We start from the raw sequence: 13,356 nt of genomic DNA, 5'->3' as shown, positions 1-13,356 counted from the left end.
CCAACCTAAGGAATACGAATATTTAATGGATAATACTGTATTATTTGTAGAAAAAGAAACTATTTATTAAAGTAAAGGGTGAGAAAACAAAGGTAGACCGAGTATGGAAATTAAGTTTCTTGAGCTTTCATTTTATAGGTCCAAAGATTAAGTTAGGGTGTAGAATACATCCAAAATCTATTGCCAAGATGAGAAAGGGCTATTGGAGAATCTCCAACAGCCCAATTATGAGTCGCTCATTAACAAATGATACTTTAAAGAAACGTTTTAATTGCATATTATTTTAATTCAAGTCCAATTTCTTTTAATAACTCTTCTTTCTCAATAATATCGAGGCCTGTTAAGGCAAGAGCTTCTGCAGCTTTTATCATATTATTTTTACAAAAATCTGTTTGAGTTTCTAGAGCAAATGCAGGTGAGGGGCAACTCAACGAGGAATCTTCTGTAATAGATATGGATGGATATATGCATGGAGTAATATGACTTATAGAACCTATTCCCAGACCATATAGAGTATTTTTACAACAAGCAATATCGATGATGCCGCATTCTTTTAAGTTGTGTGTAAATATTCTTGATAAAGATTTATTTGTCAAAAGCTCTTGTGAAGGCAATTCAAATATGCTTATTTCTCCGGTTATATTCATTATTTGAGATAGTGATTGAATAAAGGTTACAATAGTTTTTTCTAGAGATTTAGCTTCTTTTAGGCTAGGAGCTTTTAAATAAAATTTGGCCTCTGATTCAGAAAATTCATTAATGCGCGAAGAGGCATTTTCTATAGAAATGCTATCAATAAAATACCTGTTGTGCAATCCTTTTAATAATTGACTTAATGTATTAAGTATAAATAAATAGGAATCCAAAGATGAAAGGTTACTAAGAGCTTCATTGTTATTATTAATAGTTTGGGTACATTTAAGTTTAAGTGGAATTGTAGCCATGGAGGTGCCGCTTTCCGCATTGCTTGTATCACAGTGAGGAGCAATAATAACATCCATATCATCAAAACATTTTTCCTTTGCTAAAGCTAATTCTGCGCCGTTTGTGTACTCGCCTGGGCATCCTAATAGAAGTACACTTCCACCGCTTTTAGATATTACTTTTGATAATCCTAATGCTGCCGCAATAGAAATGCTAGCATTCACGTTATTACCAAAAATATGACCTACATTTTCAGTAGACGTGTATTTGCATATATAGCATATCTTAGGGTGGCCATTTCCATATTGAGCATAAAAAGAAGTAGGAATATTACAATAATTTTCTTGTATTTCAAAACCATGAGCTTTTAACATATTTATTATGTAAGAATAACCTTTATACTCTTTATAACTCGTTTCTGGATTAGTATAAAGATAATTAGATAAATTGTGGATATCTTCTTTTATACTGCTTATATAACTTATAATTTCTTGTTTCATAGCCTTCGCTCCTTTCAAAATGTTCATACCTATTAACACATTTAGTATAACCAAAGGTACATAAATATATTGATAATAATAAATAATATTTTATAAGTTTAAATAATAATTTTATATAGCTATTTATGGCATAAAATGTAGATAAATATATTTTAAATTATTAAGTGGACAAAATAAGAAACCGTACTTAGTTGAATAAAATATAGTATAAGAGGCTATACTGTAGGTAATTTTTAATTAGCAAGTTTAAGGGGGAAATTATGAAAAAAGAAAAATGTATTATATGTAGAAAGCCTCTAAATGATGGTATAATAATAAATGGAAGAGGGATTTGCAATAATTGCGAAGGAAGAATTATAGAATCAAAGGCTAATACTGATTTTTATGAATATTACAAGAACTGTATAAGAAAGACTTTGGTGCAGTTTATACCAAGAGGAGTGACTAAGGATTGTCAAGATTACCACTTGTAGATGGAGTGTTAAAATATATAAAAGAAAAAAATGTTTCCTTTTGTATGCCAGGGCATAAGGGAGGGCTTGGGTTTTTTAAAACGATAAGAGGCAAGGAGCTTTACGAAAATTTTATAAAGGGAGATATTACTGAGGTCGATGGACTAGATAATCTCCACCATGCAGAAGGAATAATAAAAGAGTCTCAAGAGTTATTGAGTGAATACTATGGAAGTATTAAATCTTATTTTCTAGTGAATGGTAGTACTAGTGGGAACTTAGCTATGATTTTTTCATCCTTCAATGAGGGTGACAAAATCATTGTAGAGAGAAATTGTCATCGCTCGATATTTAATGCCATTATTATGAGAAAACTAAAGCCAGTATATATTAAAAATGAAATTCATCCAAAATATGATGTTCCTTTTCCTTTAGATAAGGAGCATTTTTCCACTTTAATTAATGAAAATAAAGATGCTAAAGGGATTATTGTTACCTACCCTAATTATTATGGTATATGCTTTGATTTATCATACATTACTCAAATTGCTAGAAAATATAATATTAAGGTATTAGTAGATGCCGCTCATGGTGCGCATTTTGGTGCCAATAAGTTATTACCCGAAAACCCTTTGAAAATGGGAGTTAATATGGTAGTTATGAGTGCGCATAAAACTCTACCTAGCCTAACGCAAACAGCTTTTTTACATGTAGGAAAAGGCACGGATATCAGTAAGGTAGATTTCTATGCAAGTGCCTTTTTAAGTACAAGTCCATCTTATATGCTTTTATGTTCTATGGATTATGCAAGATTTTATCTTCAAGAGTGTGGTGAAAATGATTATGAAGAGTTAATTAAAATATGTAAATTTAATAGAGAGAGAATCAATAGATTAGGCAAATTTCACATTATAGGTGAGGAAGATTTATTAGTTGTATCAGAGAATTCCACTAAATATGATAATAAGTATACTATGGATTTAACTAGATATATATTAAATGTACCTAAGGGGTATAGTGGACATAAGTTATTAGAATATTTAAGAATAAACAATATTCAAGCTGAAATGAGTGATAGTAGAAATGTAGTTTTAATATTTTCACCCTTTAATAATCAGCAGGATTTTGAAGTGTTATACATAGCCCTGAAAAACTGTGATATGAACAATTTAAAGGGGAAATATGTAGAATTAATAGATTATGGTATGCCAATGCCAATTATGTACCCATATGAAGTAATGGATAGAGAAAAAACTATGGTAGAGTTAAAAAATTCACAGGGGAAAATAAGTGCAGTAGCAATAGTTCCATATCCACCAGGAATACCTATTGTAATGCCTGGAGAAAGACTAGATGAGGATACTATAGCTGTTATAGAATATTACTTGCAATGCAATGTAACAGTACTTGGAATTAATGATGGGAAAGTAGCAACAGTAGAAAAATAGACTATTAATATTGGTGGAGGGGATTGAATGGAAAGAGGGCGTCTAATAGCACTAGAAGGCCCAGATGGTTCAGGGAAAACTACTCAAATACAATTACTAGAAAAGCATCTAAAAGAATTGGGATTTGAAGTAGTAAGAACTAGGGAACCGGGTGGCACAGAAATTAGTGAGAAAATCAGAGAAATAATATTGGATAATGATAATTGTAATATGAGTTATATGTGCGAGGCATTACTCTATGCTGCGTCTAGGGCTCAACTAGTTAGCGAGGTTATAAAGCCAGCCTTAGACATGGGTAAGATAGTTATATGCGACCGTTTTGTATATTCTTCAATGGTGTATCAAGGCATTGGCCGCGGACTCGGATTGGAAAGAATAAAGAGCATGAATGAAGCCGCTTTAGATGGATTAGAAGCAGATTTAATATTTATGATTACTATCCCATATGAAGAAGGATTAAATCGAAAAAAAATGCAAAAGACTTTAGATCGTTTAGAAAATGGCGGGAATGAATTTCATAAAAAAGTTTTTGAAGGTTACTTAGAAATTTGTAGGAAATATGGTAAAATAGAAGTAATAGATGGTAATAGGAATGTAGATGAAATACATAAAGATATAATAAACAGAATAAAAAAAATAAAATTATAAAAAGGGTGGGGTTAAATGAAATTAGTTATTGCAATAGTACAAGATGATGATGCAAATGATTTAATTAAGGAAATAACAGACAAGGGTTTTAGGGTTACAAAATTAGCTACAACCGGAGGGTTTTTGAAATCAGGCAATACAACATTACTAATGGGTGTTGATAAAGAAAAGGTAGATGAAGTTTTAGCCATTATCGAGGAAGTATGTAAGGAAAGAAAGCAAATAATATCATCACCTTCACCTGTAGCTGGTTCTACTGGAGTATATATGCCATTTCCTATTGAAGTGGAGGTAGGTGGAGCAAATGTATTTGTAGTTGACGTAGACAAGTACATAAAGGTATAACTAATTAGAAGCAAGTATATATAAATCTATACTTGCTTCTATGTATGGAGGATCAAAATGAATTTTGAGAGCATAATAGGTCATAATAGTATAAAAAATCAAATAAGTAAATCTATAGAATCGGATAGGTTATCACATGCTCACCTTTTAGTTGGGGAGGATGGAATAGGCAAAAGTATAGTAGCTAAGAATATAGGGTTAAAGGTTTTAGGAAAAAATCAAGATAGACAATATGTTGATTTGGTAGAATGGAGAATAGAAAAAAACAAAAGTACCATAGGGGTTAACTCTATAAGAGCTTTAATTGAAGAAATTAACAAAAAACCTTATGAAGGTGATAGGAAAGTTATTATTATTTACAATGCCCATAAAATGACGGTGCAAGCTCAAAATGCTTTTTTAAAAACAATCGAAGAGCCACCTAAAAACGTGATTATACTTTTATTATGTGAAAATCTTGAAGTTATATTGGACACAATAAAATCAAGATGCCAAATACATAAACTAAAGAATTTAAACGTAGATGAGATGAAAGAGTTTTTAAAAATAAATTATTATGATTTATCTTTAGAGGAGATAAGGGTTGTTATAGCTTTTAGTGATGGAATACCAGGAAAAGCTGAAAAGTTTATTCAAGATAATAATTTCAAGGATATTAGAAATATTACCTTGGAAATATTGCTTAATCTTAATAAAGTTGGAACTGAAGAGCTAATTAAATATGAAAAAAAATTATCTAATCAAAAAGAAAATTTTGAAGAAATATTAACTGCATTTCTTTCGTATATTAGGGATACCATAATATATAAAGAAATTGAAGAAGAAGATTTAATTCTTAACATAGATAAGTTATTAAGTATAAAAGAATTGGCTAATATATTTTCATTTATTAAATTAAATGGTATTATAAGCATAATAAATGATACTAGGGAGAATTTAGTTAGGAACGTTAACCCGGGGTTGACGTTTGAAGTAATGCTATTTAAAATGCAGGAGGTTTAACGACATTTCAGAAGGTAAGGTTCCCACTTATATAAGTGGGAGTTACCTACCTTAGCAAAAATAAAACTTCAGTGGTAGTTAAATCCCCTTCTGAAGTCGTTAATATGCAGCTGCGAAGGAGATGATTTAACATGGTTACAGTAATAGGAGTACGATTTAAAAAAGCTGGTAAAATATATTATTTTAGTCCAAATGGTATAGATATTCAAAAGGAAAATAAGGTTATTGTTGAAACCGTAAGAGGGATAGAATTCGGAGAATGTGTTATTGGCATAAAGGAAATACGAGAAGATGATATAGTATCTCCCCTTAAATGCGTTATCAGAAAGGCTACAGATGGAGATGCAGAAAAAGACTTAGAAAATAAAAGAAAAGAAAAGGAAGCCTATGAAGTATGCTTAGATAAGATACATAAACATGAACTAGATATGAAACTCATAGATGTAGAGTATACTTTTGATAATAATAAAGTTATATTTTACTTTACAGCAGATGGAAGAGTGGATTTTCGTGAATTAGTAAAGGACTTAGCGGCGGTATTTAGAACCAGAATAGAACTTAGACAAATAGGAGTTAGGGATGAAGCAAAAATGATAGGTGGGCTTGGACCGTGTGGTAGACCTATGTGTTGTTCAACTTTTTTGGGCGAATTTGCACCAGTGTCTATAAAAATGGCTAAAGAGCAAAATTTATCATTAAATCCTACAAAAATTTCAGGTATTTGTGGTAGACTTATGTGCTGTTTAAACTATGAGCAGGACACATATGAAAGAATAAGAAAAACTTTACCTACTTTAGGATCCATAGTAGACACACCTTATGGTAGAGCAGAAGTTATTGGGAATAGTGTTGTAAAAGAAACTGTGAAAATTAAGATAAAACTTAATGGGAGCGATGAAGAAATAGTAGAGGTTAAAATCGAAGACTTAACATTAATTTCTGGAAGATATGAAGATTCTGTTATCGTGGAGAATATTAAATTGGAGTTAGATGGAAATGAGGAAGATTCATATGTTGTAAAAGAACTATTTAAAGATAACTAGGGGGGGGGAAGATGAAGTCGGTTATAAAAGTATACAATATGAATACTTCGGAGGATATTAGTAACATTAATGTAGCAATATCTAATAATCAAGGGGTAGTTGCTTGCCAAATAAATAGTGTAAGCAAAGAAATAGAAATAATATATGATGATTATTTTGTTTCATTGGATAATTTAATTGAGGCAATTGAGGTAGTCGGGTATACAGTTATATAAAGAAATCAGAGAAACTTTCTCTGGTTTCTTTTCTTTGTTTTTTGCTATGTTAAAAAGTAAAGTATAAATGGATTCATATGAATACGCATTTTAGAATTGGAGATAATAATTTTGAAGGGAGGCTTAAAATATGAAAAAATTAGCAGTGCAAAAGGGATTAAACCCAATTAAGGATTACTTGAGTGACGAGGGATATACAGTCAAAGAGTTTGATAATAGAAAAAAAAATGCAGGTAATTTTTTTAATAAATATGATGCTGTTATTGTCACGGGCGAGAATCAAGATATTATGGGTATAGAGAATACTATATCAAAAACTTCAATTATTAATGCAACTGGAATGACGGGTGAAGAAGTTAAGATGCAAATAGAAAAAAAATAGTATTTAACAAAAAGTAATATATTGGGATATAGAGGCTGTTAACTTACATTCAAAGGTTAACAGCCTATTTTTCTGTTGAAATACATTTAAAATATACTGATAATTTTTGCAAAAATATAAATTAGTTTTAAACAACAATAAAATAATTTGGAGGTATGAGAATTTTAAATTAAGTCAATAATTTAAATGTAAATCATTGACTAATAAATATGAAAGGGGTTTTAAATATGAGTATGAAAAAAGGAATAATTAGTATATCTACGATTGCTGTAGTAATGTTAGGAGTGTTTTTTTCTATGAAGTTCATTGGAGGAAGAGAAAATGTTGCTAATGTAAAATTACAAGATGATAGTATAGTGCAAAGCAATAAAATAATACCTACAGATAATAATGAGACGGTAACAAATAAAAATACTCAAGGGGAAAGCACTAATGAAATGGATGCTGCTTATATAAATGACAAAACTAACGTTGGAATGTATACTGTTAAAGAAAATGACACAGTGTTTAGTATAGTAAAAACGTATACACCTAGTCAGGACAAAAGCAAAATGGTTGAATTTATTAAAAGTAGGAATGGTATAAATGAATCTTACAAAATTGCAGCGGGTCAGAAAATAGTAATTCCTTATGAAAAAGCAATTAAAGATTCAACTGCTGTAGTTGAAAAAGCTAAAACAGATAAAACAGCTAAAACAGCTGTAGTTAAAAAATCTAAAACTGGTGACTACACTGTTAAAAGCAAAGATACATTAACTTCAATCGCCAAAAATAATATGACTTCATATAATGTGAAAAAAGCGATAGAAATGTTAAAAGAAACAAATAAAATTACAAATGAGGATGCTATAAAAGAAGGCACAATTATTAATATTCCAAAATAATAGCTATAAAAAAGAAGTGTAATTTTGAGTCTCTCAAAGTACACTTCTTTATTTATAGTGCAAGTAATTGATGCATTAAATCATCTCCTGTGGAGTTACACAGCTTCGAAAAAAATGAATTAACGACGGTAAAGTTGAAACAAATATTAGTTTGTTAAATCCTAAGTATTTGCATTTTACTACTTTCAGCAAAAATAAAGTCACCATCCAAAGTTAGTAAAAAGTCTATATTATTGTACTCCGCAGTAGCTATGTGGAAAGCATCATTTACAGATAATAGGTTTTCACACATGAATTTTTTAACTAGAGATATACACTCTTCAGGAATGTTAAGATATTTTATATTTATAATTTTTTCTAGTTCTGAAATTATTTCTACGGACTTATTGTAATAGATATTCAATAAATCTCTTTTCATAGAATTTTTAGAAATATTATCAAAATACCTTTTATATGGAATATGAATAAGTCTGTCTTTTTTCTTTTCCTTTAATATTTTTGTATCATGACGGCTAAAGCTATTTGCTATAGATCTAATGTTGACGGCTGAGTTATAGGGTCTATTATTGCTTATTTTACATTGGATGTCACTAATGAACAATTTATAAAGTATTTTATTTAAAACTTCTGCAGAGATGATACTGGTAGTGTAAAACTCACAACTTCCTTCAGAAAGTTGCTTTAAGCATGATAAACAATCACTATGCTTAATATCATCATCATATATTAAGCTGAGCAAGAAGGAGGCATCTAATAAAACAGAATTCTTATTGAAAACTATATTTTTAAAAGGATATAATATTAATTGCATTTTTAACCTCATTATAATCGATTATTATATAATTAATGTATATTCAACAATGGTTACTAATAGTAGTTTTATAATAAATTAGATTGGTGATAAATAAAATAAAATATATTTATTATTTTATAATCTGTATTCTCTTGATTTAGCAACAAAAATTGAGGTATACTTCTGTTGTTGTTATGTATAAAGTAAATATAGATTTCATAGAAAGGAGATACATAATGGGGTTTTTAGGAGATGATGAAACTTTAGATGATCTTAATTTAAAGGGAATTCATGTTATTCAAAAAAAACATGCTTTCCGGTTTGGGGTGGATGCAGTATTACTTGCTAATTTTGCTAAAATAAGAAGAAATGCTAAAGTTGTTGATTTATGTACTGGTACAGGAATAATTCCTTTCATATTAGCAGGTAAAACATATGCAAGTAATCTAATTGGTGTGGAAATTCAAAAGGAATTTGTTGATATGGCGAATCGATCTGCACGATATAATAATTTAGAACATAAAATAAAATTTATAAATGGAGACTTAAAGGATATAGAACTCATTAAAAGCATTCCCAAGGTAGAAATTGTTACAGTTAATCCACCTTATAAACTTCAAAATTCAGGATTAATAAGTTTAGATGATAAGAATGCTATAGCAAGACATGAGATTTGTTGCACATTAGAAGATGTAATTATTGCATGTAGAGCTTTGTTGAAGGATAATGGACGGATGTATATGGTACATAGGCCTGATAGATTAGTTGATATTTTATGCGCTATGAGAAAACATAGAATTGAGCCTAAACGTATAAGAATGGTGCATCCTAGTGTAAATAAGGCGCCTAACATTGTACTCATCGAGGGACAAAGAGATGGAGGAACCTTTTTAAAATGGGAGCCCCCTCTTTATGTTCACACTGAGGATGGTGGGTATACTCAGGAAATTGCTGATATGTATAATTCAAATACAATAGAATATTAAATAATTTAAAGGTAGAGCCAATTAATGCAAATATTAAAGTAAAGGGTGATAAGAATGTCAGGAAAATTATACTTAGTTCCAACCCCTATAGGCAATTTAAAGGATATAACGCTCAGAGCATTAGAAGTGTTACAAAATGTAGATATAATAGCGGCAGAAGATACGAGGCAAAGCTTAAAATTACTAAATCATTTTAATATAAAAAAGCCACTTATAAGCTATCATCAACATAATGAACAAGGAAAAAGTCAAAATATAATTGAGCAGATAAAAGAAGGTAAAAATATAGCTATAATTAGCGACGCGGGATCGCCGGGAATATCAGATCCGGGAAGCGTAATAGTTTTAAAGTGTATAGAACAGAACATAGAATTCGTAGTGCTTCCTGGTGCCACTGCAATTACTACTGCACTTGTATATTCAGGACTTAATACTACAAAATTCATATTTAGAGGATTTTTACCTAGGGAAAATAAAGATAGAAAGCCTATTATTGATGATTTAATAAATAGGAGTGAAACTTTAATTTTCTATGAGGCTCCTCACAGACTCTTAAAAACTTTAGAATTTTTATATGAAAGTATTGGAAACAGAAAAATATCAATGTGCAGGGAACTTACAAAATTATATGAAGAGATAATTAGGTTGAGTTTAGAAGAAGCTGTGGAATATTATAAACAAAACGCCCCAAGAGGAGAATATGTATTAGTAGTTGAAGGTAAGAGTAAGGAAGATATAGATAAAGATGAAAGAGCTAAATGGGATTTACTAACTATAGAAGAACATATACAAAAACATATGGATGAGGGAATAAATAAAAAAGATGCAATGAAAAAAGTTGCAAAAGATAGAAATATGCCTAAATCAGAAGTATACAAGCATTCATTGGAAATTTAACCTATGTTCCCAATGAATACTTGCGCAAAATAGTGTTATAATAAAAATGTCGTTTTAAGAGTGAATAAATTATAAAAGTACATATATATATATATTTTTTGATATGGGGGGATTAAGTTGCGAAAAAAAATAATATCGCTTATAGTAACAATTGGACTGGCTGCTACAATAAATATACAGGTATTGGCAGATCCATTATCGGATAAGCTTAGTAATCAAAAGGGCCGGCTTGAGGAGCAAAAAAACGAGTACAAGAAAATACAAGATAATGTTGCGGATATAGAAATTTCAATTGAAAAATTGGATTCGAGCATAGGAAAAATGGGCATAGAAGTGGATAAAACAAAAGATAAAATAGGTGAGACCCAGAAGCAAATAGAAAAAACAACAAAGGATATACAAGTTGCAGAGGCTAATATTAAAGAAGAAGAGGACTTATTTAATAAGAGAATGCGAAGCATGTATATGAATGGTGCGGATAGCTATTTGGAAGTTTTATTGGATTCCGAGGGAGTAGAAGATCTTATTTCAAGGGTTGACAACATTAAAAAAATTGTGGAATATGATAATAAAATTATTGGACAATTAACAGCTGAAAAGAGTAAAATTGAAAATAAAAAGGTTGTGCTTGAAGCTGAAAAAACTAAGTTATTAGTGTTGAAAACTGATAATGAAAATAAGATAGGCAAGCTTAAAGAAAAGAAGCAAGAACAAGATGCATTAATCAAGGAAGCTGAAAAGAAAAAACAATTATATGCTGGCAAGATTAGTGATGGACAAGCTACCGTAGATGCTACTATGAAGCAAATACAACAAATAAGAGATAATGCAGCTAAGACTGCTCAATCTAATGTTACTCCATCTAGAGGATCAGGATCAGCGTCAGCGTCACTTAGCTCTAATGCGATAGTTGCTTATGCAAGTAATTATTTAGGAACACCATATGTTTGGGGTGCTGCTGGTCCTGAATATTTTGATTGTTCTGGGTTTATGCAACATATATATAACCATTTCGGAGTTTCATTAAGCCGAACTACATATACACAGATAAATGAAGGATCATATGTATCTAGAGAAGCTTTGCAACCAGGAGATTTGATTTTCTTTGGTTCAGCGTCAGATCCACATCATGTGGGAATGTATGTAGGAAATAACTCATATATTCATGCACCTCGTACGGGAGATGTGATTAAAATATCAGAATTGACACGAGGAGATTACCTTACTGCAAGAAGAGTTAAGTAATTTTGAATAAAAAAACAGGCTATTTTAATAGTCTGTTTTTTTATTCACGAGAAAATTGTAAAGTTTGATTTTTATAAAACCGTAAATTGACCACAGAAAATATAAGATGGATGATATTTTCTGTGGCTAATTATCGAATACTAATATAAACGAGTTCAAGAAAAATTGCAATATTAATAGCAAAAGAGGGAATAGAAAAGATATGTGGTATTGCTGAGGGGGGGTAATAAGTTTGAGTGTATAAAACATAGCTGACTAAAGCAGGAGTGGATTAGTCAGCTGTTTTTTGGGGAGATTAGATAGTATAGGGAGGGTTAGTTTGCAAGTGATTTCAGATATAGCTAAAATCACTTGCAAACTATAATAATTTATTTAAATAAGATAAAAATCAAATGGCAGAAAAAGATAAAAATTGAAAGTAGAAAAATAATTTAATACTCTTTTCTCCACACAAGGATTAACAGTTTATGAACAGGTGATAATGTATAATGTGGATAAGAAACTTGTCAGAATTACTTTTAATATGTAAATGCTTTTAAACAAGGCTTTCCGTGTAAACTAAATTGTCCACAGCTTCTGTTGATTAAATGTTAAAAACAGTGGATAACTTAATTATAATGGTTAAAATTTAGATGTTTGCAATATTAACTGTGAATTAAATCAAATTGCATAACGAGAATCTTGTAAAAGAGTAGAGTATATTGCGTATTATAAATAATGTTAAAAATTAGTGGGTTTTCAAACTAATAATTTATATTAACCGCTATTTATTATTAAAGTATACAGAGCGAAGAAAAAACAACATTAATATGGTAATATTTTTATATGCGAATCTTAGGTTAGTTATTTTCAAATTTCTACAGAAATAATGCAAATTATAAAAAAAAGAAAATAACTTGTAATAGTATATACATACCCTATAATATAATTATATGATCAAGACTATAAAATATATTTTATTTAGTATATTAATTTTGGAAGGTGACAAATGGTGGATAAGGCTAAATTTACTCTAGATAATATAATTTCATTATCAAAATCGGTATCCGAAAACAGCATAATTCTGTATGAAGAATTACCTCAGTACGATTTGTTTTTATCACAAGTGATTGATTACTTAAATGATAAATTTGATGCTGATAATTACACTAATAATATAGTACAGAATTATATAAAAGGCGGAGTTATATCTAAGCCAGAAGATAGTAAAAAAAGAGGCTATACAAAGTTACACCTTGCCCAATTAGTCTTACTTAGCTACATGAGACCTATACTTACGTCAGAGGAAATTAAAAAAGTCTTTAGACTAGCGTTCAATGAAATTAATGATAGAGATGATGATATTATTTCATGGGAGAAAGCTTATAAAATTTTCTCTGATATGCAAAAGGAAAGCCTTAATCATTTCGTAGAAAATCAGTTTTGTGATAAATCAAAATTACAAAGTATAATTAATGCTTTAGATTTAAAAGAAAGTGACGAGGAAAGAATAACAGTGTTTTTAGTTGTAATGACATTGGTATCACAAGCTAGTGCAATAAAAAAATTAATAAGAAAAATTGTAGATGATTATGAAAATTAAAAAATATAGA

The 13,356-nt window shown here is 29.9% G+C and carries 15 protein-coding genes; 13 read left to right on the top strand and 2 right to left on the bottom strand.

Features of this window, described 5'->3' with window-relative positions; genetic code table 11:
• Positions 1–278: 278 nt before the first annotated feature.
• Positions 279–1,424, bottom strand: coding sequence for a zinc-binding metallopeptidase family protein (locus tag ACWJJ2_RS12980; protein WP_216304504.1), 1,146 nt, complete (start codon positions 1,422–1,424; stop codon positions 279–281).
• A 260-nt stretch (positions 1,425–1,684) separates the two neighbouring features.
• Here ACWJJ2_RS12980 and ACWJJ2_RS12975 point away from each other — a divergent pair, with 260 nt between their 5' ends.
• The 9 genes from ACWJJ2_RS12975 (at position 1,685) to ACWJJ2_RS12935 (ending at position 7,843) form a co-directional block, all read left to right on the top strand.
• The gene (locus ACWJJ2_RS12975) at positions 1,685–1,897 is read left to right on the top strand and encodes a sigma factor G inhibitor Gin (protein ID WP_165414586.1); all 213 of its coding nucleotides are present in this window, start codon (positions 1,685–1,687) and stop codon (positions 1,895–1,897) included.
• Positions 1,876–3,324, top strand: a complete 1,449-nt coding sequence (locus tag ACWJJ2_RS12970; protein ID WP_216304503.1) for an aminotransferase class I/II-fold pyridoxal phosphate-dependent enzyme — start codon at positions 1,876–1,878, stop codon at positions 3,322–3,324. The genes ACWJJ2_RS12975 and ACWJJ2_RS12970 overlap by 22 nt, the downstream gene beginning before the upstream one ends.
• A 27-nt stretch (positions 3,325–3,351) precedes the next feature.
• Positions 3,352–3,972: a dTMP kinase gene (gene tmk / locus ACWJJ2_RS12965; RefSeq protein ID WP_165414584.1), complete on the top strand. Its 621-nt coding sequence runs from the start codon at positions 3,352–3,354 to the stop codon at positions 3,970–3,972.
• A gap of 15 nt (positions 3,973–3,987) precedes the next feature.
• Positions 3,988–4,317 (top strand): cyclic-di-AMP receptor, encoded by a 330-nt coding sequence (locus ACWJJ2_RS12960; RefSeq protein WP_165414583.1) that lies wholly within the window; start codon positions 3,988–3,990, stop codon positions 4,315–4,317.
• Positions 4,318–4,374: 57 nt separating this feature from the next.
• On the top strand, positions 4,375–5,319 hold the full coding sequence (locus ACWJJ2_RS12955; RefSeq protein ID WP_220286928.1) for a DNA polymerase III subunit delta': 945 nt from the start codon (positions 4,375–4,377) through the stop codon (positions 5,317–5,319).
• A gap of 131 nt (positions 5,320–5,450) precedes the next feature.
• Positions 5,451–6,362 (top strand): PSP1 domain-containing protein, encoded by a 912-nt coding sequence (locus ACWJJ2_RS12950; RefSeq protein ID WP_165414581.1) that lies wholly within the window; start codon positions 5,451–5,453, stop codon positions 6,360–6,362.
• Positions 6,363–6,373: 11 nt separating this feature from the next.
• On the top strand, positions 6,374–6,577 hold the full coding sequence (locus tag ACWJJ2_RS12945) for a heavy-metal-associated domain-containing protein (RefSeq protein ID WP_165414580.1): 204 nt from the start codon (positions 6,374–6,376) through the stop codon (positions 6,575–6,577).
• Positions 6,578–6,707: 130 nt separating this feature from the next.
• Positions 6,708–6,959, top strand: a complete 252-nt coding sequence (locus tag ACWJJ2_RS12940) for a YkuS family protein (RefSeq protein WP_165414579.1) — start codon at positions 6,708–6,710, stop codon at positions 6,957–6,959.
• 227 nt (positions 6,960–7,186) lie between these two features.
• Positions 7,187–7,843, top strand: coding sequence for a LysM peptidoglycan-binding domain-containing protein (locus ACWJJ2_RS12935; RefSeq protein WP_216304499.1), 657 nt, complete (start codon positions 7,187–7,189; stop codon positions 7,841–7,843).
• A gap of 154 nt (positions 7,844–7,997) precedes the next feature.
• Here the strand turns inward: ACWJJ2_RS12935 and ACWJJ2_RS12930 are convergent, their stop codons facing one another.
• On the bottom strand, positions 7,998–8,654 hold the full coding sequence (locus tag ACWJJ2_RS12930) for a PIN domain-containing protein (protein ID WP_216304498.1): 657 nt from the start codon (positions 8,652–8,654) through the stop codon (positions 7,998–8,000).
• A 218-nt stretch (positions 8,655–8,872) separates the two neighbouring features.
• On the opposite strand from ACWJJ2_RS12930, the gene ACWJJ2_RS12925 reads away from it, so the two are divergent.
• The 4 genes from ACWJJ2_RS12925 to ACWJJ2_RS12910 all read left to right on the top strand — a co-directional run bounded on the left by ACWJJ2_RS12925 (position 8,873) and on the right by ACWJJ2_RS12910 (position 13,346).
• Positions 8,873–9,622: a tRNA1(Val) (adenine(37)-N6)-methyltransferase gene (locus ACWJJ2_RS12925; protein ID WP_462953383.1), complete on the top strand. Its 750-nt coding sequence runs from the start codon at positions 8,873–8,875 to the stop codon at positions 9,620–9,622.
• A 54-nt stretch (positions 9,623–9,676) separates the two neighbouring features.
• Entirely contained in the window at positions 9,677–10,519 is an 843-nt protein-coding gene (rsmI, locus tag ACWJJ2_RS12920) for a 16S rRNA (cytidine(1402)-2'-O)-methyltransferase (RefSeq protein WP_462953382.1), read from the top strand.
• 117 nt (positions 10,520–10,636) lie between these two features.
• Complete coding sequence (locus tag ACWJJ2_RS12915; protein ID WP_216304495.1) at positions 10,637–11,764, top strand: C40 family peptidase; 1,128 nt, start codon at positions 10,637–10,639, stop codon at positions 11,762–11,764.
• A 988-nt stretch (positions 11,765–12,752) separates the two neighbouring features.
• On the top strand, positions 12,753–13,346 hold the full coding sequence (locus ACWJJ2_RS12910; protein WP_216303293.1) for a DUF1836 domain-containing protein: 594 nt from the start codon (positions 12,753–12,755) through the stop codon (positions 13,344–13,346).
• Positions 13,347–13,356: the final 10 nt, after the last annotated feature.

The sequence above is a fragment of the Clostridium sp. CM039 genome, assembly GCF_055081075.1.
Note: the sequence above shows the minus strand (reverse complement) of the source record. Positions and strands in the feature narration are given on the sequence as shown.

What these genes read in the sequence shown, in the direction of transcription:
- ACWJJ2_RS12980 (WP_216304504.1), bottom strand. Translation starts at nt 1,424, where the DNA reads ATGAAACAAGAAATTATAAGTTATATAAGCAGTATAAAAGAAGATATC.
- ACWJJ2_RS12975 (WP_165414586.1), top strand. Translation starts at nt 1,685, where the DNA reads ATGAAAAAAGAAAAATGTATTATATGTAGAAAGCCTCTAAATGATGGT.
- tmk (WP_165414584.1), top strand. Translation starts at nt 3,352, where the DNA reads ATGGAAAGAGGGCGTCTAATAGCACTAGAAGGCCCAGATGGTTCAGGG.
- ACWJJ2_RS12960 (WP_165414583.1), top strand. Translation starts at nt 3,988, where the DNA reads ATGAAATTAGTTATTGCAATAGTACAAGATGATGATGCAAATGATTTA.
- ACWJJ2_RS12955 (WP_220286928.1), top strand. Translation starts at nt 4,375, where the DNA reads ATGAATTTTGAGAGCATAATAGGTCATAATAGTATAAAAAATCAAATA.
- ACWJJ2_RS12950 (WP_165414581.1), top strand. Translation starts at nt 5,451, where the DNA reads ATGGTTACAGTAATAGGAGTACGATTTAAAAAAGCTGGTAAAATATAT.
- ACWJJ2_RS12945 (WP_165414580.1), top strand. Translation starts at nt 6,374, where the DNA reads ATGAAGTCGGTTATAAAAGTATACAATATGAATACTTCGGAGGATATT.
- ACWJJ2_RS12940 (WP_165414579.1), top strand. Translation starts at nt 6,708, where the DNA reads ATGAAAAAATTAGCAGTGCAAAAGGGATTAAACCCAATTAAGGATTAC.
- ACWJJ2_RS12935 (WP_216304499.1), top strand. Translation starts at nt 7,187, where the DNA reads ATGAGTATGAAAAAAGGAATAATTAGTATATCTACGATTGCTGTAGTA.
- ACWJJ2_RS12930 (WP_216304498.1), bottom strand. Translation starts at nt 8,654, where the DNA reads ATGCAATTAATATTATATCCTTTTAAAAATATAGTTTTCAATAAGAAT.
- ACWJJ2_RS12925 (WP_462953383.1), top strand. Translation starts at nt 8,873, where the DNA reads ATGGGGTTTTTAGGAGATGATGAAACTTTAGATGATCTTAATTTAAAG.
- rsmI (WP_462953382.1), top strand. Translation starts at nt 9,677, where the DNA reads ATGTCAGGAAAATTATACTTAGTTCCAACCCCTATAGGCAATTTAAAG.
- ACWJJ2_RS12910 (WP_216303293.1), top strand. Translation starts at nt 12,753, where the DNA reads ATGGTGGATAAGGCTAAATTTACTCTAGATAATATAATTTCATTATCA.